At 71.2% G+C, this 23,086-nt stretch carries 24 protein-coding genes; 10 read left to right on the forward strand and 14 right to left on the reverse strand.

Features of this window, described 5'->3' with window-relative positions; genetic code table 11:
• Window positions 1-31 precede the first annotated feature (31 nt).
• The 4 genes from HC362_RS05310 to HC362_RS05325 form a co-directional block, all read right to left on the reverse strand.
• On the reverse strand, window positions 32-2,209 hold the full coding sequence (locus HC362_RS05310) for an MMPL family transporter (protein ID WP_243082686.1): 2,178 nt from the start codon (window positions 2,207-2,209) through the stop codon (window positions 32-34).
• A 2-nt stretch (window positions 2,210-2,211) separates the two neighbouring features.
• Window positions 2,212-2,466 (reverse strand): hypothetical protein, encoded by a 255-nt coding sequence (locus HC362_RS05315; protein ID WP_243082688.1) that lies wholly within the window; start codon window positions 2,464-2,466, stop codon window positions 2,212-2,214.
• A 131-nt stretch (window positions 2,467-2,597) separates the two neighbouring features.
• Window positions 2,598-3,266: a response regulator gene (locus tag HC362_RS05320; RefSeq protein ID WP_243082690.1), complete on the reverse strand. Its 669-nt coding sequence runs from the start codon at window positions 3,264-3,266 to the stop codon at window positions 2,598-2,600.
• A gap of 48 nt (window positions 3,267-3,314) precedes the next feature.
• On the reverse strand, window positions 3,315-4,481 hold the full coding sequence (locus HC362_RS05325) for a histidine kinase (protein ID WP_243082692.1): 1,167 nt from the start codon (window positions 4,479-4,481) through the stop codon (window positions 3,315-3,317).
• Window positions 4,482-4,657: 176 nt separating this feature from the next.
• Between HC362_RS05325 and HC362_RS05330 the strand changes: the two genes are divergently transcribed.
• Window positions 4,658-5,086: a hypothetical protein gene (locus HC362_RS05330; protein ID WP_243082693.1), complete on the forward strand. Its 429-nt coding sequence runs from the start codon at window positions 4,658-4,660 to the stop codon at window positions 5,084-5,086.
• A 51-nt stretch (window positions 5,087-5,137) separates the two neighbouring features.
• Here the strand turns inward: HC362_RS05330 and HC362_RS05335 are convergent, their stop codons facing one another.
• Complete coding sequence (locus HC362_RS05335) at window positions 5,138-5,545, reverse strand: RidA family protein (RefSeq protein ID WP_243082694.1); 408 nt, start codon at window positions 5,543-5,545, stop codon at window positions 5,138-5,140.
• 94 nt (window positions 5,546-5,639) lie between these two features.
• Window positions 5,640-6,605, reverse strand: a complete 966-nt coding sequence (locus HC362_RS05340; protein ID WP_243082695.1) for a TIGR03557 family F420-dependent LLM class oxidoreductase — start codon at window positions 6,603-6,605, stop codon at window positions 5,640-5,642.
• Between the two features lie 146 nt (window positions 6,606-6,751).
• Between HC362_RS05340 and HC362_RS05345 the strand changes: the two genes are divergently transcribed.
• Entirely contained in the window at window positions 6,752-7,678 is a 927-nt protein-coding gene (locus HC362_RS05345) for an SDR family NAD(P)-dependent oxidoreductase (protein ID WP_243082696.1), read from the forward strand.
• A gap of 29 nt (window positions 7,679-7,707) precedes the next feature.
• Entirely contained in the window at window positions 7,708-8,898 is a 1,191-nt protein-coding gene (locus tag HC362_RS05350; RefSeq protein ID WP_243082697.1) for a zinc-dependent alcohol dehydrogenase, read from the forward strand.
• Window positions 8,899-9,027: 129 nt separating this feature from the next.
• Here HC362_RS05350 and paaK read toward each other — a convergent pair whose 3' ends face one another.
• Both paaK and paaI read right to left on the reverse strand, forming a co-directional pair.
• The gene (paaK, locus tag HC362_RS05355) at window positions 9,028-10,311 is read right to left on the reverse strand and encodes a phenylacetate--CoA ligase PaaK (protein WP_243082699.1); all 1,284 of its coding nucleotides are present in this window, start codon (window positions 10,309-10,311) and stop codon (window positions 9,028-9,030) included.
• A gap of 13 nt (window positions 10,312-10,324) precedes the next feature.
• Complete coding sequence (gene paaI / locus HC362_RS05360) at window positions 10,325-10,699, reverse strand: hydroxyphenylacetyl-CoA thioesterase PaaI (protein ID WP_243088370.1); 375 nt, start codon at window positions 10,697-10,699, stop codon at window positions 10,325-10,327.
• A 188-nt stretch (window positions 10,700-10,887) separates the two neighbouring features.
• Between paaI and HC362_RS05365 the strand changes: the two genes are divergently transcribed.
• The gene (locus tag HC362_RS05365) at window positions 10,888-11,199 is read left to right on the forward strand and encodes a hypothetical protein (RefSeq protein WP_243082701.1); all 312 of its coding nucleotides are present in this window, start codon (window positions 10,888-10,890) and stop codon (window positions 11,197-11,199) included.
• A gap of 13 nt (window positions 11,200-11,212) precedes the next feature.
• Here the strand turns inward: HC362_RS05365 and HC362_RS05370 are convergent, their stop codons facing one another.
• Entirely contained in the window at window positions 11,213-11,482 is a 270-nt protein-coding gene (locus HC362_RS05370) for a DUF397 domain-containing protein (RefSeq protein WP_243082703.1), read from the reverse strand.
• On the reverse strand, window positions 11,479-12,339 hold the full coding sequence (locus HC362_RS05375) for a helix-turn-helix transcriptional regulator (RefSeq protein ID WP_243082704.1): 861 nt from the start codon (window positions 12,337-12,339) through the stop codon (window positions 11,479-11,481). The genes HC362_RS05370 and HC362_RS05375 overlap by 4 nt, the downstream gene beginning before the upstream one ends.
• 204 nt (window positions 12,340-12,543) lie before the next feature.
• On the opposite strand from HC362_RS05375, the gene HC362_RS05380 reads away from it, so the two are divergent.
• Window positions 12,544-12,945 carry an ATP-binding protein gene (locus tag HC362_RS05380; protein ID WP_243082706.1) on the forward strand — a complete coding sequence of 134 codons (402 nt, stop codon included), beginning with the start codon at window positions 12,544-12,546 and terminating at the stop codon, window positions 12,943-12,945.
• A 224-nt stretch (window positions 12,946-13,169) separates the two neighbouring features.
• A complete protein-coding gene (locus HC362_RS05385; RefSeq protein ID WP_243082708.1) occupies window positions 13,170-13,697 on the forward strand; it encodes a copper chaperone PCu(A)C in 528 nt (175 codons plus the stop codon).
• A 40-nt stretch (window positions 13,698-13,737) separates the two neighbouring features.
• On the opposite strand, the gene HC362_RS05390 is transcribed toward HC362_RS05385, so the two are convergent.
• Genes HC362_RS05390 through HC362_RS05405 form a run of 4 tightly spaced genes read right to left on the reverse strand, consistent with a single transcriptional unit; the run spans window position 13,738 to window position 17,367 of the window.
• Window positions 13,738-14,457, reverse strand: a complete 720-nt coding sequence (locus HC362_RS05390) for a hypothetical protein (protein ID WP_243082709.1) — start codon at window positions 14,455-14,457, stop codon at window positions 13,738-13,740.
• Between the two features lie 43 nt (window positions 14,458-14,500).
• Window positions 14,501-15,850, reverse strand: a complete 1,350-nt coding sequence (locus tag HC362_RS05395; RefSeq protein ID WP_243082711.1) for a nucleotidyl transferase AbiEii/AbiGii toxin family protein — start codon at window positions 15,848-15,850, stop codon at window positions 14,501-14,503.
• Window positions 15,847-16,551 carry a hypothetical protein gene (locus tag HC362_RS05400; RefSeq protein WP_243082713.1) on the reverse strand — a complete coding sequence of 235 codons (705 nt, stop codon included), beginning with the start codon at window positions 16,549-16,551 and terminating at the stop codon, window positions 15,847-15,849. Before HC362_RS05400 ends, HC362_RS05395 begins: the two co-directional genes overlap by 4 nt.
• Window positions 16,552-16,596: 45 nt before the next feature.
• Window positions 16,597-17,367 (reverse strand): MerR family transcriptional regulator, encoded by a 771-nt coding sequence (locus tag HC362_RS05405; protein WP_243082714.1) that lies wholly within the window; start codon window positions 17,365-17,367, stop codon window positions 16,597-16,599.
• A 244-nt stretch (window positions 17,368-17,611) separates the two neighbouring features.
• Here HC362_RS05405 and HC362_RS05410 point away from each other — a divergent pair, with 244 nt between their 5' ends.
• The 4 genes from HC362_RS05410 to scpA are packed head-to-tail and all read left to right on the forward strand — an operon-like array spanning window position 17,612 to window position 23,082.
• Window positions 17,612-18,133 (forward strand): hypothetical protein, encoded by a 522-nt coding sequence (locus tag HC362_RS05410; RefSeq protein WP_243082715.1) that lies wholly within the window; start codon window positions 17,612-17,614, stop codon window positions 18,131-18,133.
• Between the two features lie 22 nt (window positions 18,134-18,155).
• A complete protein-coding gene (locus HC362_RS05415; protein WP_243082716.1) occupies window positions 18,156-18,908 on the forward strand; it encodes an endonuclease V in 753 nt (250 codons plus the stop codon).
• Between the two features lie 35 nt (window positions 18,909-18,943).
• Window positions 18,944-20,845 carry a methylmalonyl-CoA mutase family protein gene (locus HC362_RS05420; protein WP_243082718.1) on the forward strand — a complete coding sequence of 634 codons (1,902 nt, stop codon included), beginning with the start codon at window positions 18,944-18,946 and terminating at the stop codon, window positions 20,843-20,845.
• Window positions 20,842-23,082, forward strand: a complete 2,241-nt coding sequence (scpA, locus tag HC362_RS05425) for a methylmalonyl-CoA mutase (protein ID WP_243082720.1) — start codon at window positions 20,842-20,844, stop codon at window positions 23,080-23,082. Before HC362_RS05420 ends, scpA begins: the two co-directional genes overlap by 4 nt.
• The last annotated feature ends 4 nt before the right edge of the window (window positions 23,083-23,086 follow it).

Below are 23,086 nucleotides of genomic sequence, written 5' to 3' on the forward strand. Positions count from 1 at the left end.
ACAGGCGACCGGCCCCGTGCGCGCCGGCGGGTCAGCGGCCCTCCGGCCGTTCCAGCGCCACCTTCGGCAGCCGTGCGGCGAGCGGTGCCGGAAGCCACCAGGCGCGATGGCCGAGCAGTTGCATCGCGGCGGGCACGATCAAGCAGCGGATGACCAGTGCGTCCACCAGAATCGCCACCGCGAGGCCCAGCCCGAACTGCTGCAGCATGCGGCTCGGGCTGAGCACGAAGGCGGCGAAGACCACGATCATGATGGCCGCGGCCGCGGTGATCACTTTGCCGGTGGCGGCCAGGCCCTCGCGAACGGCGTGGTCGTGCTCCTTCGTGCGCGTCCACTCCTCGTGGATTCGGGAGATCAGAAAGACTTCGTAGTCCATCGACAGCCCGAAGACGATGGCGAAGATCATCACCGGGATGAACGCCTCGACGGGCCCGGGCTGCACCCCGAACCAGCCTTCCTGGAAGACCGGCGTGACCACGCCCAGCGCGGCGGAGATGCTCAGCAGGTTCAGCACGGCCGCCTTGAGCGGGATCAGGACCGAGCGGAAGACCGCCACCAGCAGCAGTGACGACATCCCGACGACGATCGCCACGAACAGCGGCATCCGTGCGGCGACGCTGTCGGCGAAGTCCTGCGTGGCGGCGGTCGGTCCGCCGACCAGCGCCTCGGCACCTGTCTGCCGCTCCAGCGGTGGCAGTACGTCGTCCCGGAGCCGGTGCACGAGCTCGGTGGTGCCCTCGTCCTGCGGCGCGGTCTCGGGGAAGACGACGACCGTGGCGGGTCCTCCGTTCTTCGAGGGCAGTGCGGGAGTGGTCGCGGCGACCCCGTCGGCCTCGGCGACGGCGGTGCGGACCGCCTGGCCGTCCGCCCTGTCACCGTCCACGACGACGATCAGCGGGCCGTTGAAGCCGGGGCCGAAGCCCTCCGCCAGCAGGTCGTACGCCTGTCTGCTGGTCGTGGTGCGCGCGTCGTTGCCCGCGTCCGAGAAGCCGAGCCGGATGCCGAGTGCGGGCGCTGACAGCGCGAGGAGGGCGATGAGCGCGGCGAGCAGCGCCGGCAGCGGGCGGCGCTGTACCGCGGCCGCCAACTGCCGCCATCGGGCCCCTTCTTCCTTTCCCTTGGCCGCGGACTTCTCGGCGTGCCGGCGCACATGGCGCTGGATCCGCCGCCCGAACAGCGCGAGCAGTGCGGGCAGCAGGATCAGCGAGGCCGCCATGGTGGCCAGCACTGTCAGCGCCACCGCCAGGGCGACGCCCTGCAGTGAGCCGAGGCCGAGCGCTATCAGGCCGAGCATTGCGGTGATCACTGTGCAGCCGGCGAAAAAGACCGTCCGGCCCGCGGAGTCCACCGCGAGCACGGCCGCGCTCTCGGAGTCCGCGCCACGGGTGAGTTCGTGCCGGTAGCGGTAGAAGATCAAGAGGGCGTAGTCGACACCCACGCCGAGTCCGATCAACATCATGATCGGCGGGGTGAAGTCGGCGACGGTGAACACATGGGAGGCCAGAGCGACCAGCCCGACCGCACCGCCCACCGCGAACAGCGCGGTCAGCAGCGGCAGTGCGGCCGCGATCAGTGAGCCGAAGAGCAGGACGAGGATCACGAGTGCGGCGAGCAGGCCAGCCCCTTCCGCCGAGCCGCCCCCTTCCTCCTCGGCGCCGCGCACGGCCTCGCCGCCGAGTTCGACCTGGAGGCCGTCTCCGGCGGCGGCCCTGGCGGTGTCGATGATTCTTGTGATGTCGGACTTGGGAACGTGCTGCGCCTTGCCCTCCAGCGTCACCGTCGCGTAGCCGATCGTGCCGTCCTCGGAGACGGCCGAGGCGTCGGCGTAGGGGCTGCGCACCTCGGCGACGCCGGACAGGTCGCGTACCCGGCCGAGCATCTGCCGCACAGCCGGCTTACGCTCATCAATGCCGGCACGGTCTTTGAGGACGATCTGGATGCTGTCCCCGGCCTGTGTCGAACCGTGCTGTTCGAGCAGGTCGGTCGCGGCCTGTGACTCGGTGCCGGGCAGTGTGAAGTCGTTGCGGTAGTCGCTGCCTGCTGCCTGCGAGCCGAGTGTGATCGCGACCAGCACGACCACCCACAGCAGCACGGCGCCCCAGCGATGGCGCTGGGACCAGCCGGCGAGCCGACCGAAGGCGCCGCGTTGAGAAGCAACGGCGGAGCGGTCGGAGGGTCCGGTCGCGGGTGTGCCGCGCAAGGGGGACATGGTCACCGGCCCCCGTTCCGACGCGGCGGACGACCGGCCCAGCGCGCACCGATCACGGCGCCGGCGAGCGCACTCAGGATCGGTACGCCGATGAAGGCGGCAAGCAGCGTGCCGCTGCTGTCCACATCGAGGGTCCGGTCGAGGACGAAGGTGAAGAACGCGCCCACCGTCTCGGTCAGCAGAAAGCCCGCGGCTCCGCCGAGCAGAAACCCCAGCAGGGCGGCCGGGGCCTTGGCGTACAGGAACGGAATTCTCATGGCTGGAGCGTGCGGGGCCGGTGCGCCCGCGGGCATCGGCCTCCAGCGGGCATCCGCGCTACGCCAGTGGTTGCGGCCGGGCGAGGCCGGCTACCCCGAGGGTTGCGGCTCCGGTGGCGGGCCCGGCGAGGTCACCCCGCAAGCCAGCCAGGGCTGACCATCCCGGACTCGTAGGCCATGACGACCAGTTGGGAACGGTCACGTACGTCCAGCTTCGACATGATGCGGCTGACGTGGGTCTTGGCGGTGGCCGGGCTCAGCACCAGCCGCCCGGCGATCTCGTCGTTGCTCAGCCCGGACGCGACCAGCTCCATCACCTCGCGCTCCCGCTCCGTCAGCGCGTTCAGCCGCGGGCTGCCCTCGGGCGCCCTGCCCCGGCGGGCGAACTCGGCGATCAGGCGACGGGTGACGGAAGGGCTGATCAGCGCATCACCGCGGGCAGCGACCCGTACCGCCTGCACCAGTTCCTCGGGTTCGGTGTCCTTCACGAGGAAGCCGGTGACGCCCGCCCGCAGGGCTCCGTAGATGTAATCGTCCAGATCGAAGGTGGTCAGAACGACCACCCGCACCTCGTCGAGCCGGGGGTCGGCGGCGATACGGCGGGATGCCTCGAGGCCGTCCACCTCCGGCATCCGGATGTCCATCAGGACGACGTCGGGCCTCAGTTGACGGCAGGCGGTCACGGCAGACTCGCCGTCGCCCGCCTCTCCGACCACGGTGATGTCGTCCTCGTCCTCCAGGATCGAACGGAATCCGGCACGGACCAGCCGTTGGTCGTCGGCCAGCAGGACTTCGATCACGAGAAGCCGGCTCCGATCGTCAGGTGACCGGACCGCCGGGCCCGATCATCAATTCGCGTACGGGATACGGGCGGTGACAGCGAATCCGCCGTTCGGCCCCGGTCCCGCGGCAAGTTCACCGCCGAGCATAGCCGCCCGCTCCCGCATCCCGGCGATGCCGCTGCCTCCGGTGCCGCCGCCGCCGGTGCTGCCGTGACCCGCGGCCCTTCGGTCCAGCGCACCCGTCACCTTCCCGTCGTCCTCGACGGCCAGTGCAAGCTCCCGCTCCCCGAAATCAAGGCGTACGTCCACCGAGGTGGCCCCGGCCGCATGCCGGGTCACATTGGTCAGCGCCTCCTGCACGATCCGGAACGCCGCGAGATCGACCGCGGCGGGAAGGTGCCGCGCCGGGCCCCGGCTGTGCACCCGCACAACGAGCCCCGTCGGCTTGGCCGAGGCCACCAGCTCGTCCAGGCGGGCGAGGCCCGGCGCCGGCTGCGTCGGCGCCGCCTCGTCGACTTGGCGCATCACCCCCAGCGTGGCGCGCAGCTCCCGCAGCGCCTCCCGGCTGCTCTCCTTGATCGCGGCCAGGGCTTCCTCGGCCTCCCCCGGGTGCTTCGCGAGCCGGTGCAGGGAGGCGCCCGCCTGCACGTTGATGAGGGAGATCCGGTGCCCGATGACGTCGTGCAACTCGCGTGCAATCCGCAGCCGTTCCTCGGTGGCCCGGCGTCGCGCCGCCTCCTCCGCATAGGCGAAGCGCCTGTGCCGCATCGTTCCGAGCGCCACCACAGCAACCAGCCAGCCGGTGAGCATGAAGACGGCGACACTGTTGATGTCGTTGTTCCCGGCAAGTGCCCCGATGCCCACCCCGATGACGACAACGGCCGCGAGCGCGAGGGCCGCCTGCAACCTGCCCTCGGCGGCGACGGAATAGAGCGCGATGATCACGGCGACCACCAGCGGACCGTCGTACGTGCTGGTGACGTAGTACAAGGCGGTGGCAGCCAGGACGAACACCCCCACGGCCACCGGATACCGGCGCCGCACGTACAGTGCCCCGCACACGGCTCCGGTCAGCAGCCAGCCCAGCACGGTCACGGCCCAGGGCTCCGCCGGTTCGCGTATCAGTGGCGCCGAACCCCAGACGGCGCCCAGCAGCAGAACACCGCAAGCCGGCACCACATCCGCTGCGCGGCCGTCCGGCAGCCGCAGCCGATGCGTGGTCTCACGTGCCATGCGGCCAGCCTAAGCAGCCGCGGTGCCGGCGGAGTCGGCCGGACGGCCGAACCGCGCGGGGGGAGTCCGCAACCACGGAGGTACGGCCGCCCGGCACCGCCACAACCCCAGCGGTAGAGCAGTTGCCCGCCCGGGGGCGACGCCCCGGGCCGAGCCGGGCATCCACTCTCGACGGCATGAACACGTACGAGCACACGCACTCGGCCCCGCCTCTGCTGCGGCGCCCGGACTGGCCGGTGGTGATCGGGCTGGCAGTTGTCGCGCTGGTCAGGCCGCTGTTCTCGATCACAGGGCTGAGCGACAGCCTCGGCAGACCCGCCACCCCGCTGATTCTCACGGCCGCCATCTTTGTGGTGTGGGTCGGCGCCGGTGTCCTGAGCCGAGTGCGCGAGCCGCTGCCGACCCTCGTCGCCGCCGGTCTCGCCTACGCGCTCGGCACCCTCGTGCTCAGCGGGGTGCTCTCGCCGCTCCTCGACGGCGAGTTGGCCGGCCCACTGGCCCGTCCGCAGTCGATCGTGCCGCTCTTCGCCGTCAATGCCGCGTGGGGTGCCCTGTGCGGAGTCTGTGCCGTGGGCCTGCGCAGAGCCCGCACACGCGGCTGTTGAGAGCCAGTGCCCATCGCTGCTCAGGTGCCCGTCGGCCGCCCGGCGTCCGCGTCAGTCCCGTACCGCGGCGACCGCCTCGATCTCGACCAGCTGGTCGGTGTAGCCGAGCACGGTTACGCCCAGCAGTGTGCTGGGGACGGCGTGGTCGCCCATCGCGTCGCGGTAGACCTCCCAGGCAGCGCCCAGGTCCTCCTGCCGGTTGGAGGCGACCAGGACCCTGGTGCTGATCAGGTCCATGAGGTCGGCGCCCGCCTCGCCGAGCGCGGTACGCAGGTTGGCGACCGCCTGGGCGGCCTGGCCCGCGTAGTCGCCGACGGGGGTGACGGTGCCGTCGGCGTCCAGCGGGCAGGCCCCCGCGAGGAAGATCAGGCGGGCATCGGCCGGTGCCGTGGCCGCGTAGGCGTATTCGGCCACGTCGGAGAGGGTGTTGGAGCGGACCAGAGTGACGGCTCGGGGCACGGGGTTCCCTTCGGGAGGTCCGGGTGGGTCCCCCGCACCTCAACGCAGCGGCCGTGGCCCGCGCAACCGGTTATTCGCACCGGCCGAAGGCGCCTCAGCCGCCCAGCTCCCGCTTGAGGCGCCCGATCAGGTCCGCGTCGCAGAAGTCCAGGAAACCCCGCGGGTCGGGGCCCGCGTTCATCAGGACCAGCCGGTCGAAGCCGGCGTCGGCGAACGGCTTGGCCACCTCCAGGCACCGCTCGGGGTCGTTGCCGCAGGCGAAGCGCTGCCTGATGTCCTCCTCGCGCACGTGCGCGGTGGCGGCCTCGAAGTTGACCGGGTTGGGAAGCTCGCTCATCACCTTCCAGCCGGTCAGCGCCCACCGGAAGTATTTGAGTGCGGACTGGGCGGCCTCGCTCTCGCTCTCCGCCCATGCCATCGGCACCTCGGCGTAACCGGGGCCGGTGCCGCCGGCCTCCCGGTAGCCGCGTACGATCTCGGGTTTCTCCTCGGTGGCGAAGATGCCGTCGCCGAGTTCGGCGGCGATCCGGGAGGAGGCGGGTCCGCTGGCGGCGACGGCCAGCAGCGGCGGCTCGGGCGGCAGGTCGAAGACGCGGGCGTCCTCCAGACGCAGGTACTTCCCCTCGTAGGAGCGGTAGCCGCCCTGCCACAGCAGGCGGATGATCTCCAGCGCCTCACGGAACCTCGCGTGCCGCTCGGCGACGGCGGGCCAGCCGGTGCCGATCACATGCTCGTTCAAACGTTCGCCGGAGCCCACGCCCAGCACGAAGCGGCCCTCGGAGACGAGCGCCATCGTCGCGGCGGCCTGCGCGACGACGGCCGGGTGGTACCGCATGCTGGGGCAGGTGACGCCGGTGACCAGCTGGATGCGCTCCGTCCTGGCCGCGATGGCGCCGAGCACACTCCAGGTGAAGGCGGAGTGGCCCTGGTCGTCCAGCCACGGGTGGTAGTGGTCGCTCATCTCGACGAAGTCGAATCCGGCGGCCTCGGCGGCGATGGCCTGGCGGATCAGTTCCTGGGGGCCGTACTGCTCGGTGGCGAGCTTGTAACCGATCTGCATGTGTACTGCTCCTTGGTCGCTCTCCCCCCTCGGGTACCTCCACGTCCTCTCGCACACTCGCACCGTTCCGCCGCCGGCGAAGGGTGTGACACGGCCGATGCTGGGAACCGCCGGGTACCGAAACCTCCGTGCGAAGGAGACCGGGCATGGACGCACTCTCGGACCTGTCGGTGCTGGTGACAGGCGGTTCCCGCGGGCTGGGACTGCTGCTGGCCCGCCAGTGTGTGGAACGGCGCTGCGACGTGACCATCGCCGCGCGTGACGAGGAGGAGCTCGACCGCGCTGTCGGACTGCTGCGCCGCAGGGCCCGGGACACCGAGGTGACCGGGCGGGTGTGCGATGTGACCGACCGGGCCGCCGTCCACGAGCTGGTGGAGAACACCGCGGCAGCGCAGCGTGGGCTGGATGTGGTGATCGCCAATGCCGGGAACATCCAGGTGGGGCCCGCGGAGGAGTCGGGCACCGAGGCGTTCCGGAGCGCGATGGAGACGATGTTCTTCGGCGCGCTGCACACCGCGATGGAGTCGTTGCCGCAGCTGCGCGAGAGCCCGGCGGGCGGCCGGCTGGGACTGATCGGTTCGGTCGGCGGGCTGCTCCCTGTGCCCCATCTGGTGCCGTACTCGTGTGCGAAGTCCGCCGTCGCGGCGCTGGCGGAGGGGCTGCGCGCCGAGCAGGCCGAGCACGGGGTCAGCGTCACCGCCGTCCATCCCGGACTGATGCGGACCGGCTCGCACCGCCAGGTGGAGCTGTCCGGCGACGAGGGCAAGGAGTTCGCCTGGTTCGCCACGCTGGCGGGACTGCCGGGCCTGTCCATGGACGCGCTGGAGGCCGCCGAACGCATCATCCGAGCGCTCGAACACCGCCGGACCCGGGTGGTCCTCACACCGGCGGCGCAGCTCGGCGCGAAGGCGTACGGGGTGGCGCCGACGCTGGTCACCCGCACCAATGAGCTGGTGGCGCGGATGATGCCGGGGCCGGAGGCATCCGGCCGCGAGGGGCGCTCGCGCTGGCAGTCGGCGGTCAGCGCGCTGAACGACCGCGCGGCGAAGCGGCTGAATCAAATGGGTGCCTGATTGCGCCCCGAAGGGATCTGGAGGGACACATGAGGGCTCTCACCTATCAAGGCAAGCGCAACGTCAGCGTGGAGACGGTGCCCGACCCGGAGATCACCGAGCCGGACGACATTCTGGTCCGGGTCACCACCAGCGGGATCTGCGGCTCCGACCTCCATCTGTACGAGGTGCTCGGGCCGTTCCTCGACGAGGGCGACATCCTCGGCCACGAACCGATGGGCGTGGTGGAGGACGTGGGTCCGGAAGTGGCGGCGCTCTCCCCCGGGGACCGGGTCGTGGTGCCGTTCAACGTGAGCTGCGGCACCTGCTGGATGTGCCGCCAGGGGCTCCAGTCGCAGTGTGAGACCACCCAGGTGCACGAGTACGGCAGCGGCGCCGCGCTGTTCGGCTACAGCAAGATGTACGGTCAGGTGCCGGGCGGCCAGGCGGAGTTCATGCGGGTCCCGTTCGGGAACCACCTGCCGATCAAGGTGCCGGACGGGCCGCCGGACGAGCGGTTCGTCTATCTGTCCGACGTCCTGCCGACGGCCTGGCAGGCCGTGGCCTACGCCGACATCCCCAAGGGCGGCAGCGTCACCGTGCTAGGACTTGGACCCATCGGCGACATGGCGACCCGGATCGCGCAGCACCAGGGCGCGGAGCTGGTGATCGGCGTCGACCTGGTGCCCGAGCGGCTGGAGCGGGCCCGCGCGCACGGTGTGCACACCCTCGACCTGCGCGAGCATCACGATCTGGGCGCCGCCGTACGGGAGCTGACGCAGGGCCGGGGTACGGACGCGGCCATCGACGCGGTCGGTATGGAGGCGCACGGCGCGCCCGTCGCCAAGGCCGCGCACCAGGCGGTCGGCCTGCTGCCGGACGCGCTGGGCGCCAAGATGATGCAGCGGGCCGGCGTCGACCGGCTGGCCGCGCTCAACGCGGCGTTCGACGTCGTACGGCGCGGCGGCACCGTGTCCGTCTCGGGCGTCTACGGGGGCGCCACCGATCCGCTGCCGATGCTAAAGCTGTTCGACAAGCAGATCCAATTGCGGATGGGCCAGGCGAACGTCCGCAACTGGGTGGACGACATCTTGCCGCTGCTCACCGATGAGGACCCGCTGGGCGTCGACCATTTCGCCACGCATTCGCTCTCGCTGGAGCAGGCGCCGAGTGCCTACGGCACGTTTCAGCGCAAGGAGGACGGCATGGTGAAGGTCTTGCTGAAGCCCTCGGCGACGTGACGGCTGGGGAGGGGCTGCCCCTGCCCGGCCGCTGCAGTCTGCGGGTTGGTTGTGGTTGTTCGCGCAGTTCCCCGCGCCCCGCATGGGGCGCAAGCGCAGCGCCCCATGCGGGGTACGCGAGCCATGGTGCTACCGCATATCGCGGAGGCGGCGGAACTTGCCGACCGAGCGCTCAATGGTTTCCGGGTCGACGACCTGGGCCTCAACCGTCACACCGATGCCCTCCTTGACGCGGTGGACAATGGTTTCCGCCGCATCCGCCCGCTGGGCACCAGTGGCCGCCGCCCGCGCCTCCACCACCACGGTGAGGTGGTCCATCCGGCCCCGCCGGGTGAGTTGGAGCTGAAAATGCGGAGCCACAGCCGGTGTGGCCAGCACGATCTCCTCGATCTGACTGGGAAAGACATTCACCCCGCGCAGGATGATCATGTCGTCGCTGCGACCGGTGATCTTCTCGATACGGCGGAAGGCGGCCCGAGCCGTCCCCGGCAGCAGCCGGGTCAGATCCCGGCTGCGGTACCGGATGACGGGCAGCGCCTCCTTGGTGAGCGTCGTCAGCACCAACTCGCCGCGCTCACCCTGGGCCTGCGGCTGCTCCCCCAGCGGGTCGACGATCTCCGGGTAGAAGTGGTCTTCCCACAGCTGGAGTCCGTCCTTGGTCTCCACGCACTCCTGGGCGACGCCCGGACCCATCACCTCCGAGAGCCCGTAGATGTCCACGGCGTGCAGGTCGAAGCGTTCCTCGATCTCGCGCCGCATCGCTTCCGTCCACGGTTCGGCCCCGAAGATGCCGACCCGTAGCGACGTGGTGCGCGGGTCGATGCCCTGCCGCTCGAACTCGTCCAGCAGCGTGAGCATGTACGTGGGGGTCACCATGATGATCTCGGGCCGGAAGTCCTGGATGAGCTGCACCTGTCTCCCCGTCATCCCGCCGGAGGCCGGAATGACGGTGCAGCCGGCGCGCTCGGCGCCGTAGTGCGCTCCCAGCCCACCCGTGAACAGCCCGTACCCGTACGAGATGTGCACCTTGTGGCCCGGCCGTCCACCTGCGGCGCGGATGCACCGCGCCACCAGATCCGCCCAGGTGTCCAGGTCGCGCTGGGTGTACCCGACGACGGTCGGGCGCCCGGTCGAGCCGCTGGAGGCGTGGATGCGGCGTACGTCCTCCATGGGCACGCCGAACATCCCGAACGGGTAGGTGTCGCGCAGGTCGGCCTTGGTGGTGAACGGGAACTTCGCCAGGTCGTCAAGGGTGCGGCAGTCCTCTGGCCGCACTCCTGCCTCGTCGAACTTCTTGCGGTACAGCTCCACGTCCTCGTACGCGTGCCGCAGTGTGCTGCGGAGCCGCTCCAGTTGCAGCTGGCGCAGCTCGTCCGTGCTCAGCCGCTCGCCGTCGTCCAGCAGCTCGTCCATCTCGCGTCCCCGTTCACTTCCCCGGCGTCGCCGTACGACTGCGGCCCCGGAACTCCGCGATCACCTGCTCGCCGCGCAACACGGTGACGTCGTAGATCCCGCTGCGGCCGTACCGCGTGCGCTCCTGCGCGACGGCCAGCAACTCGTCGCCCTCCCAGGCGGGCGCCACAAAGGTGATGTCCGCCCCTGCCGCCACCGTCACCGGGCCATGGCTGTTGCAGGCGCAGGCGAACGCGGTGTCCGCGAGGAGGAAGAGATAGCCGCCGTGGGCCGTCCCGTGGCCGTTGACCATGTCGGCCGTGACCCGCATCCGCACGGTCGCAAATCCCTCGCCGGCCTCGACGAGAGCGATGCCCAGGGCCGCGGAGGCCCGGTCGCCGCCGAGCATCGCGGCCACGGACCGGGACCCGGTTCCCGTACCGTTCCCCACCTGCGACCTCCCGCCTCCGGCAGATACCGACCGACCATTCGGTGTGCCCAGTAATCCAGCGCGGGGTCCGGGCTGTCAAGACGGCTGCGGCCACCTCCTCGGCCGCATCCCGTATCTTGCGTCCCGGTCTTCGTCACGGAGGTGTGATGAGGGTGGAGCGCGTCGACGCTGCGCTGCTGCGCCGTAACGCGCAGGTCGCGTATCTGGACCTGAGCACGGAGGAGGCCGTACGGCGCTGGGGCGAGCCCGAGGTCACCTGGGATGACCTCGGGCCGTGGAACACCTTTGTCTTCCGCCTCGCGGACGGGACCCTGGCGGGGCTGGTGCGCGAGGTCGAGAACGCGCCGAAGCCGGGCTACTTCCTGGTCTCCGACGGTGACCCCGCCGAGGTGCTGCCGGTCTTTCTCTCGGAGGCCGACTTCGATGAGGCCCGCGTGCTGGAGCGGTACCCAGGGTGAGGGTTGGTTGTGGCTAGTCGCCCAGTTCCCCGCGCCCCTGACGGGGCGCGTATGCGATGAACGCCGACCAGGCGGTCGGCGTGATGCAGAGGGAGGGGATGGTCGTGTCCTTGGAGTCCCGGACGTGGACCGCTCCGGGGAGGGTTGCCACCTCGACGCAGTTGTCCCCTTGTGCGGTGCTGTAGCTGCTCTTTCTGAAGTCCATGGCGACCTCGACGCAACTATCCCCCTGAGAGCCGCTGTAGCTGCTCTTGAACCAGTTCAGCTCGGTCGGGTTGCTCATAGCGCTCCTCGCATTCGCTTCAGCAGGCTCAGGGAATCTGCCGGGGTCAGAGCCTGTGAGCGCAGTTTTGCATAGACCATATGCAAGCGGCTGAGCGATGTCGGTTCCGAGATCAGTTGCCCCGTCTCCTGGCCCTCGGAATAGGCGAACCATCGATGCTCGGGCGTCTCCAAGAGCTGCAACGCCCCGTCCAGCCCCGCATGCTCAGGCTGGACGAGTGGCATGATCTGCAACTCCACGTTGGGCAGCTGGGCGCAGGCAATGAGATGGTCCAAGAGCTCCCTCGTGACCTCCTCCCCTCCCGTTCGCCGCTCCAGAAGCGCCTGCTCGAAGATGAAGCTGAACATCACCGGCTTCTTCCGGTGCAGCAACTCCTGCCGGTCCAGCCTGAGTGCCAGCCGCTCATCGAGTTGCTCGTCGGTGGGCATTGGCGGCACCTGTCGCATGACCGCGCGGGCGTACGCCTCGGTCTGCAACAGACCCGGGACCACTCGGCACTCGTAGGTGTACAGACTGAGCGCCGTGAGCTCCATCTTGGCCCACTGACGGAACCAGGCGGCGATGCCGTTGCCCCGCGACAAATGCTTCGCGGCTTCCCTCAGCGCGCCGCCAGCGTCCAACTCCCTCTCCGCCCGCTCGATGAACCGAGGGGGCGGAAAGCGGCGGCCCTGTTCGACGCCCGCGCACGTACTCAGCGAGTAGCCCGAGCGCTCGGCCCACGCCTCCTGCGTTAACCCCGCACGCTGGCGCAGGCCCTTCACAAACGCGCCGAAGGTCCGGAGACTGTCCGAGCGTTCCGGCTCCTTGCCGCCGCAGCCGCGCTCCTCGTCGTCGTAGTCGTCCTCGTAGTCGGCCACTTCCAGCCACCTCCCTGTGGCGGGGGAACATCCCCAACTCACCCAGGGTTACGGGTCATTGCCGGTACCGTCCACACTCCGCACCCCTACGCTTGCGCAGCGTAGGGGTTGCTGATCTGGTAAAGACGGGCGCCAGGGGCCAGCGTGACGGCCATGTCTCAGCGTCAGTCACTCTCTCCGGCTCGCTCGGCCGCTACCGAGCGTATGTTCGTACAGCGCTTCTCCGCCACCCGGCGCGGCGCCCGCCTGGCGCGACTTCTCGCGCTGCACCAGTTCGACGCGTGGGGCATCCCCTACGGCAGCGAGCGCAGCGACAACGCGGCGGCGGTCGTCGCGGAGCTCGCCGCGAACGCGGTACTGCACGGCCGCGTACCGGGGCGGGACTTCGAACTGGCGCTCAGCCGCCCGCAGGGCTCCGTGCTCATCGAGGTGACGGACACCCTGGGCGAGGCGGCGCCCCCGGTGGCGGCACCGGCGTGCCCCCGGCCCGACGAGGAGTCCGGCCGGGGTCTGCTCCTCGTCGCGGCGCTGGCAACGGAGTGGGGCGTACGCGCCCGCACACCGGCCGCTCCCGGAAAGACGGTCTGGGCGCGCTGCCGGGCATGAGACCGCGCCCCGCAGGGGCGCGGGGAACGGCGCGCTCAGCCACGAACCCAGCCGCAGCCGCCAAACCCCGCAGGGGCAGCTGCCGGCGGCGCTGGAGGCGCCCTGGGGACTGCCACCGGCCCCGGTCCAGGAGTGACGCCGTCCCTCGCACGGCCCGTCCCGGTTGCCGGGGATCGCGGGCGTACGCAGGGTGGGGAGCGACCGCCCCTGCGAGAGGAACGACCATGGCACACCTGTGCGAACTGCGTCGCCGTGCCGGTTGGGCAGCGGCCGCGTTGATCCTGGTCGCCTCCGCGAGCGGATGCGGCGGGGACGAGGACTTCGACCTGCCGGACTGGGACGCGCCGGGCCAGAACTCCCGCGTCGGTGACCTGATGCTCAGATACGCGCACCTGGCCGAGCCGCGCGGCGGCGAACCGTGGAAGCCGGGAGACGACGTGCCCGGCTATGTGTGGGTCTACAACAAGAGTCAGAAGGACGACAAGCTGATCGGCGCCAGCTCGCCGGTGGCTTCCTCCGTGCAGATCGTGGGGGCGGACGACAAGCCGCGGGAAGAGGTGCGCCTCCCCGCGCAGAAGCTGGTCGAATTGGAGTCCGGAAAGCCTCATCTGCTCCTGCGTGGCCTGCGCAAGCAGATCAGGGGCGGCGAGTACGTCAAGATCACCCTGCGGTTCCGGGACGCCGGGTCGACCACTTTCAACATCGCCGCCCAGCGGCCGCAGCGCGACGAGAGCCCGTCGCCCAGCGAGTGAGACCCGGGAGAACGGCCCGGTTTCGTCACTCCCGCGCGGCTCACCTCTTCCCGGGCTCCCGCCGGATCACCACGTAACCCTGCCGCGCCAAATACCGGTGGTAGCGGCGCCGTTGCACGGCGGCGCCGAGCAGCACCAGAAGGCGCAGGCCGATCGCCACGGGCGGCAGCGTGTAGGCCAGTGTGTACCACTTGCCGTGTTTTTCGAGCGACTTGGTCGGCCGGGGGTCCAGCCGCTCGCGGGGGTCGTAGGTCACCTGAATGTGCTCGCCCTTGTCGGCCTGCTTCTCGTCGAGCGTCATCGAGTCGGGCCGCCCGGCGGCGCAGTCGAGCTTGTGCTTGTAGTCGACGCTGGTGGTCGTGTGGGTCACGCCGTTGCTGTCGGTGTAGGTGCTGGTGTGCACCTGCCGGTCGACGTCCAGCACCGTGCAGTGGGTCGGCTTGCCCCGGCTGCGCAGCGTCTCGCCGTCCACGACCTCCGCCACCCCGACCACGCTCGCGGCCAGCAGCAGGCTGGTCACGATCGCGACCAACGGCTGGAAGGGGTGGGAGGAGTCGGAGAGGAAGCCGGAGCCGAAGGCCCCGAGAAACGCCACGATGATCAGGGCGTTGCCGAGGAACACGCTGTGCTCCGGTCCCCCGTTGACGGCGTACGAAGCGCCCCAGTACGCGAGTGCGAGGACGAGGAGCGGGGCTCCGACAGCCCCCGTCGCGTGGAAGAGCACCACGCCTGTCCGCCGCCCTGATTCGTAGACGTACACAGCAACCACCCCCTGTGACAGAGGATTTACCCCCGTCCGGGCCTCAACCGCCAGTGCTGGCCAGTCTTTTGGCGGCCTCAGCCAGCCCATCCTCCTCCCACCGGTCGCGCGGGCGGTCCTCCCGCCGGCGTGACCGGAAGGCGGCCAGCAGCGGCAGCACCCCGGCGACGGTGTGCTCGCCGCGCCCCAGCGCCTCCCGGGTGACGACCAGTGCCGACTCCGCCGACACCCGCTCACGGAACAGCAGCTCCAGCACGGCGGGCAGCCCGCCGTGGGCGAACGCCGTACGGCACTGCGCGGTCAGCGGGGCGAGCCAGCGGGCGAACTCCTGGTAGCGGGCGGGCTCCCCGCTGCCGTCGTCCAGCGAGAAGGTGGGACGCAGAGCGCGGACGAGACGCTGCGCCCAGTCCTGCCCCGGAACTCCCCACCCCGGATACTCCTTCTCCCATTCCGACCATTCGGTGTCCCCACCCACCTGCGATCCGAACCAGTCCAGCAGCAGCGGATTGCGGTCGAAGTAGCCGTGGTCCACCCCTCGGAAGACCGCGCGCAGCAGCTCGTACGGGAGCGAGACCTGCTCGTCCTCGGCGAGCAGTACGGCGTCGTAGAGGTCTTTGGCCTCGGGGTGCATGTCGCTCGCCAGCCACAGGATCTTCCACGCCAGGGAGAGTTCACGGGTGGCGGCGCGCACGAGCAGCGGGGTGTCGCCGCCGACGGCGCCTGCTGGGCGGGGTATGCGGGTGGTCTCGGCCGGTGTCGGCAGGGGTTCGTTGAAGACGAAGTCGAGCTGGACCGCGCCGCCGGGCACGCCCTCGGCCGTCCAGGGGATGACCAGCCGACGGCCCGGTACGCGGTCGTACGTCCAGATCTCGTCGCACGTCGCGCCCTGTGAGTCAAGCCGGACGTCGCCGTGTGCGCTGCGAGAGCGGAGGTCGGCGCGGTGGGCGAGGCCGTCCAGCATCCGCTCGGTGCGCTCGTCCGAGAGCTGCCAGGTCGTCGGCTCCACCACGAAGTCGAGGTCGCCGGGCTCGCGCGCGGCCTCCCCGTACCAGGCACGCAGCAGCACGCTGCCGCGCAGCACCAGGTGCTCGGCCCACGGCGAGTCCGCGACGGTCGCCAGTACGAGGTCCAACGCCCGGCGACGTGCCGCGTACCAGAGCTCGCCGGTCGCCAGGTCGGCGAACTCCGGATTTCCCAGCCGCATCGCGTTGGCGTAGTGGACCACCGACGGGTCGAAGACGGCGCGCTGCACCACAGCTTCGCCCTTGACGGGTCGCAGGGTGGGCGGCAGTTCGAGGCCGTTCCGGGTCGCCTCGTCCGGCTCCTGGTGCGGCACGGCCTTCTCTGCGGCCCAGGGGCCGTGGCCGAGCTTCTTCCATGCTGACTCGCTCATGGCCTCGCATCTTCCACTTCGGTCAGCCACCCGGTATCCAGCGCCTCCGCACTGTCGTACACCACGAACTCCCGTTCGACCGCGAGAGTTTCGTAGGGCAGGGAGGTCAGTGCGGCGAGCAGCGCGTCCAGGCGGCGTCCCGCTGTCGCGCTGCCGACCTCGTGACAGCGCTGCGTCACGAACTGCTCGCGCTGCCCGTCGTCGCGGACGCGGCGGGCGTTGCGGGACAGGTGCGCGGCATTCCGGACGGCGAGCTGGGCGAGCTCTGCCGTGTCCGTATCGGTCGGCAGCAGCAGCTTCACGTGGTGCTCGAAGTAGTACGCGGGGCCGAGCGCCAGCCCCTCGGCGTCGGTGGCCGGTACGCCGTGGGCCCACGGCGCCGACTCCACCTTGACGCGGACGACCGGGCAACCGACGGCGGCCAGTTCGGCAGCCGCAGCCTGCGCTGCCGACCACGCCGCACCGAGCTGCCCGCTGTCGACGGTGAAGGTCACCATGGGCTGCACCGGGGTGCGGCCACGGGCCAGCACGATGTACGCGTATTTCCAACCCCGTTCGGCCACGAGGGCGGCAAGCGTGTCGGTGCGTACGGCCGGGCTGGAGCAGTCGACGGTCAGATGGATCTCGAACTCGCCCGCGAACGCGTCCATGAGCGCGCGGGACGGAGGGGAGGAAGAGGAGGCGTACACGCGTCCGATCATCTCAATCCCCTGCCGCGCACGGGCAGCGGAGCTCCTGCCCCTGCCTCATGAGTCAGGCTTGTTCGTCGTACGGCCTGGGCGGTCGTGGCCGTGGTCGCGCAGGTAGGCGTGCAGGAGTCCGGAGCCCTCCAGCATGGCCGTCGTGCGCGTTGTCAGCTCCTGCGCGCGGCGGGCGAGCGCGGCGCGCAACTCGGCCGTGCTGCCGGTCTCCCGCAGGCCGTCCAGGACGGTACGGATCTGGGGCAGCGGGTAGCGGCTCTGCCTGAGCAGCGCGATCAGGCGGGCGTCGCGGATCTCGGCCGGGCCGAAGCTGCGGTAGCCGGTGACCGGTTCCCGGCGCGGGGTCAGCAGCCCTGCCGACTCCCATACGCGCAGCGCCGAGCGCCGTACGCCGAGCTGGTGTGCCAGCTCCCCGATGCGCAGGACGGCGCGCGTTTGTGCCGCCTCCTCAGGGGCTTGCTCCGCCGTCGCCGTCAGCGCCTCGCTCGCCATCCGCAGGGAGCGGCGCTGCTCGTGCAGGATCGCGTGGCCCTCGTTCACCAGGGCAAGCGCGGCCGCCACGTCGCCGGCGTGTACGGCGTGCAGCATCCGCCGGGCCGGATCGAGGCCGTAGCCCTTGACCAGTGCGCGGTAGGTGAGCAGCGCCGCGCGGTGCCGTTCGGTGAAGAGGCGGTAGCCGGAGGGGGTGCGGTCGGCGGGTGGGAGGATGCCGTCCTCCTCGTAGTTGCGCACCTGCTGCGTGGAGATCCCGGCGGCGCGCGCGAGGTCCACGGAGCGCAGGGTCCGCCGCCCTTGCGGCGAGGCTGCCGTCCCCATGGCAAGCACGCTCCTCTCTCCGCCGGTCCGCCGGTCCGCCGGTCCACCGGACGGAAACCTACTCCGGCGCCCGCGCCCCGGTACCTGTGGGTGCGCCTGCGACGAGGGCAGTGAGCGACGTCATCCAAGTGGGGGATTTGTGGGGGTCCGCTGTGGCGCTCCCGTTCCCCCGGGCTCCCCGGAAGGCGGACTATGCGGTCATCAGTCCCCATCCGGGACAGCGTCCGACAAATGAGGTGTTCCTATGCTCCGCACCGCTGTGCTCCGTTCCGTCCACACCCGCAGTGCCCTCACGCTGTGCGCCGCCGGGGTGACGGCGCTGGCGCTGTCCGTGCCGGCCGCGCAAGCGGCACCGGCACCGGCACCGCAGGCAGCTCCCTGGGCGTCCGCCGCGCGGGCGGACGGACCGGCCGACACGCCGTCGAAGCGGCCGGTCGTCCGCCACCGGCACACCGCCGACGACATCCACCGCTTCCTGACCTGGTTCTACGGCACGCACGGGCCGACCGAATCCCAGCGGGAGCGCTTCGTCTCCGACTTCCTCCAGGAGAAGCAGGCGCAGAACCCCGACCACGACGTCATCCTGTGCGCCCAGAACACGCCGCAGAACATCGAGGTCGGTCCGGTGACCGTCGCACAGTCCGCCGGGGTCGGCTGGGCGACCGTCACGGCGTACTGGGCCGACGGCACCACCAGCACCTTCACCGCGTACGTCGCTCTAGACTCCCACCCGATCGAGCTGCACGAGGTGGTGTGCGCTCAATGACGGCCGACGACAGCGGAGTGAGATGGGCGAGTCGACAAGCGCCGAGCTGCGGGACTGGCCCCGGACCGAGGCGGAGGCGGTCGCGGCGCAGGAGCGGCTGCGCGAGGCCGCCGACCTGGTGGGACCGGGGCCGGGCCCCGAGCAGGTGCGGACCGTGGCCGGGGTGGATGTCGCGTACGCGGACGACGGCGGCCTGGTGGCCGCCGCCGTCGTGCTCGACGCGGCGACGCTGACCGTGCTGGACGAGGCCGTCCATGTGGGCCGTACGGACTTTCCGTACGTACCCGGGCTGTTGGCGTTCCGCGAACTGCCGTCCGTCATGGCCGCGCTGCGGGGACTGTCCCGGCATCCGCGGCCGGACGTGGTGGTGTGCGACGGCTACGGGGTCGCACACCCCCGGCGCGCGGGACTCGCCGTGCATCTGGGCGTGTTGACCGGACTGCCCTGCTTCGGGGTGGCCAAGACGCCGTTCCTCTTCGAGTACACGCAGCCAGGGCCCGAGCGGGGCGCGTGGACGCCGCTGACCATCGACGGCGAGCAGGTCGGCCGCGCGCTGCGCACCCGGGCGGGGGTCAAACCGGTGTTCGTCTCGGTCGGCAGCGGCATCGGCCTCGACAACGCCTGCGCCCTGACCCTGCGGCTTGCCCGCACCTACCGGCAGCCCGAGACCACCCGCCGCGCCGACCGCCTCGCCCGGCGCGGCCTCGCCGAACATCGCGGCGGGTCCGGGGGCCGGGAGGACTCGGGAGAGGGCAAGGTCACACCCGTGAGCTGATGCTACTCGCGGGTTGCCTCCCCTAATCTGCGGCCATGACGGTCCCGCCTGAAGAAGAGCTCTCCCTCGCGGAGGACTTTCCGGAGGCCACGTACGACCAGTGGCAGCAGCTCGTCTCCGGTGTCCTGCGCAAGACGGGAGCGACGGTCCCGGACGCATCCGTGCCCGAGTCCGCCCTCACCACGACGCTCGCCGACGGCATCGAAGTACGCCCCCTGTACACGAGGAGGGACGGCGGTGGCGCGCGCGGCTTCCCCGGGTTCGCGCCGTTCACCCGGGGCGGCCGCGCGGAGGGGAACGCCGCGCGGGGCTGGGACATACGGCAGCGGCACACGCGTGCCGACGCCGAGGGCACCCGCGAGGCCGTGCTCGCGGACCTGGAGAACGGTGTCACCTCGCTCTGGCTGACCGTGGGCACGGGCGGACTGCCCGTCGCCGAGCTGGAGCGCGCGCTGGAGGGCGTCTACCTCGACCTGGCACCCGTCGCGCTGGACGCGGGCCAAGAGTTCGGCCCGGCGGCGGCCGAACTGCTGCGGCTGCGGGAGCGGCTGGAGAAGGACGGCACAGAGCCGGCGCCGGACAGTCTGCTGGGCGCCGACCCGCTGGGCCACGCGGCCCGTACCGGCACGCACGAGACGGCACCCGGACTGCGGCAGGAGGCAGCACAGCTGGCGGCGCGGTGCGCGAACCGGCACCCGGGCCTGCGTACGTATGTGGTCGACACGCTGCCGTACCACGAGGCGGGCGGCACACCGGCGCGGGAGCTGGGGTGCGCGCTGGCGACCGGGGTGGCCTACCTGCGGGACATGACCGAGGCTGGGCTCTCCCTCGAAGCGGCCTGCGGACAGCTGGAGTTCCGGTACGCGGCCACCGCCGACCAGTTCGCCACCATCGCGGCACTGCGCGCCGCGCGCAGGCTGTGGTCCCGGGTGGTACAGGCGTGCGGCGGCCCCGCGCACGCCGGTGCACAGCGGCAGCACGCGGTGACCTCTCCGGTGATGATGACCCGCCGCGACCCGTGGGTGAACATGCTGCGCACCACGGTCGCCACGCTGGCCGCCGGAGTCGGCGGCGCCGACGCGGTGACGGTGCTGCCCTTCGACGAGGCACTCGGACTGCCGGACGCGTTCGCCCGGCGTATCGCCCGCAACACCTCCACCATCCTGCTGGAGGAGTCGCACCTGGCCGGGGTGATCGACCCGGCGGGCGGCTCCTGGTACGTGGAGGCCCTCACCGACGAGCTGGCCCGTACCGCCTGGGAGCACTTCCAGGAGATCGAGGGCGCTGGCGGTATGGCCGAGGCGCTGCGCGACGGGCTGGTGGCCGAGCGGCTGCGCGCCGGCTGGGCCGAGCGCTGCGGGAAGCTGGCACGCCGCAGCGAACCGATCACCGGCGTCAGCGAGTTCCCGCTGCTGGACGAGCGCCCCGTCGAGCGCGAGCCGGCACCCGTCAGGCCCAGCGGCGGGCTGCCGAGGGTACGGCGGGACGACGCGTACGAGGCGCTGCGCGCCCGCTCGGACGCACAGCTGGCGGCGACCGGTCGGCGCCCGAAGCTGTTCCTGGCGGCGCTGGGCCCGGCTGCCGCGCACACCGCGCGGGTCTCGTTCGTGGCCAACCTCGCGCGGGCCGGGGGCATCGAGCCCGTACACGATCCGGTGACGGTGGACGCATCCGACGCGGCGGATGCCTTCCGCCGCAGCGGCGCCTCCGTCGCCTGTCTGTGCTCCAGCGACACCCTGTACGCCGAGCAGGCCGCCGGGGTGGCCGCCGCGCTCAAGGCGGCGGGTGCGGCCCGCGTGCTGCTGGCGGGGAAGCCCAAGGACCCCGAGCTGCGCACGGAGTTCACCGGCGCGGGAGTCGACGAGTTCGTCCACGCGGGCGTCGACGCCGTCGCCCTCCTCACCTCTCTCCTCGACCGCATGGGGGTCGACGCATGAGCATCCCGGACTTCACAGCCGTCGGCCTGGACCCCGAAGAGCCCGAAGAGGCGGCCGGCACCAGCGAGCAGTGGGGCGCGGCCGTCAAGGAGCGCGTCGGGCGCGGTGTTCCGGACCTGGAGTGGCACACACCCGAGGGCATCGCGGTCAAGCCGCTGTACACGGACGAGGATCTGCGCGGCCTGGACTTCCTGGAGACGTACCCGGGCATCGCCCCGTATCTGCGCGGCCCGTACCCGACGATGTACGTCAACCAGCCGTGGACGATCCGGCAGTACGCGGGCTTCTCCACCGCCGAGGAGTCCAACGCCTTCTACCGGCGCAACCTGGCGGCCGGTCAGAAGGGCCTGTCGGTCGCCTTCGACCTGCCCACCCACCGCGGCTACGACAGCGACCACCCGCGGGTGACGGGCGACGTGGGCATGGCGGGCGTGGCGATCGACTCGCTGTACGACATGCGGCAGCTGTTCGACGGCATCCCGCTGGACAAGATGACCGTCTCGATGACGATGAACGGCGCTGTCCTGCCGGTACTGGCGCTCTACATCGTCGCCGCCGAGGAACAGGGTGTGCCGCCGGAGAAGCTGGCGGGGACCATCCAGAACGACATCCTCAAGGAGTTCATGGTCCGCAACACCTACATCTATCCGCCGCAGCCCTCGATGCGGATCATCTCCGACATCTTCGCGTACACCTCGCAGAAGATGCCGCGCTACAACTCCATCTCCATCTCCGGCTACCACATCCAGGAGGCCGGGGCCACCGCCGACCTGGAGCTGGCGTACACCCTGGCGGACGGGGTGGAGTACCTGCGCGCCGGGCTGGACGCGGGGATGGACGTGGACGCGTTCGCACCGCGGCTGTCGTTCTTCTGGGCGATCGGCATGAACTTCTTCATGGAGGTCGCCAAGCTCCGCGCGGCGCGGCTGCTGTGGGCGAAGCTGGTACGGCAGTTCGACCCGCAGAACCCCAAGTCGCTGTCGCTGCGCACCCATTCGCAGACCTCCGGCTGGTCGCTGACGGCGCAGGACGTGTTCAACAACGTCACCCGTACGTGTGTCGAGGCGATGGCCGCGACCCAGGGGCACACCCAGTCGCTGCACACCAACGCGCTGGACGAGGCGCTGGCCCTGCCCACCGACTTCTCGGCGCGGATCGCGCGCAACACCCAGCTCCTCCTCCAGCAGGAGTCGGGCACCTGCCGGGTGATCGACCCGTGGGGCGGCAGCGCGTACGTCGAGCGGCTCACCCACGATCTGGCGCGCCGCGCCTGGCAGCACATCGAGGAGGTGGAGGCGGCGGGCGGCATGGCCAAGGCCATCGACGCGGGCATTCCCAAGCTCCGCGTCGAGGAGGCCGCTGCCCGCACCCAGGCCCGGATCGACTCCGGCAGGCAGCCGGTGATCGGCGTCAACAAGTACCGGGCGGCCAGTGACGAGCAGATCGACGTGCTCAAGGTCGACAACTCCGCGGTGCGTGCCCAGCAGATCGAGAAGCTGCGCAGGCTGCGTGCCGAGCGCGACGAGGGCGCCTGCCGGGCCGCGCTGGACGCGCTCACCCGGGCAGCGGAGGCGGGCTCGGGGCCGGGCCTGGAGAACAACCTGCTGGCGCTCGCGGTGGACGCGGCGCGCGCCATGGCCACCGTCGGGGAGATCTCCGATGCGCTCGAGAAGGTGTACGGGCGGCACGCGGGTCAGATCCGTACGATCTCCGGTGTGTACCGCGAGGAGGCAGGAGTGTCGTCGTCCCTGGCCCGCACCCGTCAGCTGGTGGACGCCTTCGAGGAGGCGGAGGGGCGCAGGCCCCGGCTGCTGGTGGCCAAGATGGGGCAGGACGGGCACGACCGGGGCCAGAAGGTGATCGCCACCGCCTTCGCCGACCTGGGCTTCGACGTCGATGTCGGCCCGCTGTTCCAGACCCCGGCCGAGGTGGCACGGCAGGCCGTGGAGGCGGACGCGCACATCGTGGGTGTCTCCTCGCTGGCGGCCGGACACCTCACGCTCGTACCGGCGCTGCGGGACGAACTGGCGGCGACCGGGCGGGACGACATCATGATCGTCGTCGGCGGGGTGATCCCGCCCGCCGATGTCGAACCGCTGCACGAGGCCGGTGCGACGGCCGTCTTCCCGCCGGGGACGGTGATCCCGGACGCGGCGTACGACCTGGTGCGGAAGCTGGCCGACGAGCTGGGCCACCACGACCTCGGCCAGGACGCACCCGAAGGCCGTGAGGGCTGAGCGG

The organism is Streptomyces sp. 891-h, assembly GCF_022760275.1.
GTDB lineage: Bacteria > Actinomycetota > Actinomycetes > Streptomycetales > Streptomycetaceae > Streptomyces > Streptomyces spirodelae.